The sequence below is a fragment of the Streptomyces sp. AC627_RSS907 genome (assembly GCF_019049165.1).
The window spans coordinates 1-559 of record NZ_JAGMUE010000660.1; the positions used below are offsets into that span (position 1 = coordinate 1).

The following is a 559-nucleotide window of genomic DNA, read 5'->3' on the forward strand; positions in this document are numbered from 1 at the left end:
TGCGTCAGCGGTCCCGCGCCGAGGACTAGACGGAGACTGAGCACGCCGCACTGCCCTCCGCGTGATGGGCGGGGACGGAGCCGCTTCGGCGGCCGTCGATGAGTGAGACGGAGCGGTCGACCAGGGCGTCGGCCTCGGTGCCGTGGCCGGTGAGCACCACGGTGATGCCGTGCGAACGGGCTGCCGTGGTGATGGTGCGGAGCACCTGTTCCCGGTCGGGGCCGTGCAGCGGAGCCGTGGGTTCGTCGGCGAAGAGGATGTCGGGCGCCGCGGCGAGCGCCCTGGCGACGGCCACGCGCTGTCGCTGGGCCTGCAGGAGCGTGGCAGGTCGGCTCCGGGCACAGTCACCGATGTCGAGTCGGTCCAGCCATTCGTGCGCCGCGTGCTTGGCGCTCTTACGGCGCGTGCCACGGAGCAGCAGGGGGAGCGCGGCGTTCTCCCAGGCGTTGAGCTCCGGTACGAGGCACGGTTCGGGGCCGATCCACCCGAAGCGTTCGCAACGCAGTCGCTCACGCGCCAGCGTTGACATGGTGTGGATGGGCGAGCTGTTGAACCAGGC

The 559-nt window shown here is 71.4% G+C and carries 1 protein-coding gene; it reads right to left on the reverse strand.

Translation table 11 applies throughout. From position 1 onward, the window contains the following. Positions 1 to 25: 25 nt before the first annotated feature. Positions 26 to 559: ATP-binding cassette domain-containing protein (locus KUM32_RS37655; RefSeq protein ID WP_217146331.1), on the reverse strand; the 534-nt coding region annotated here is incomplete at its 5' end.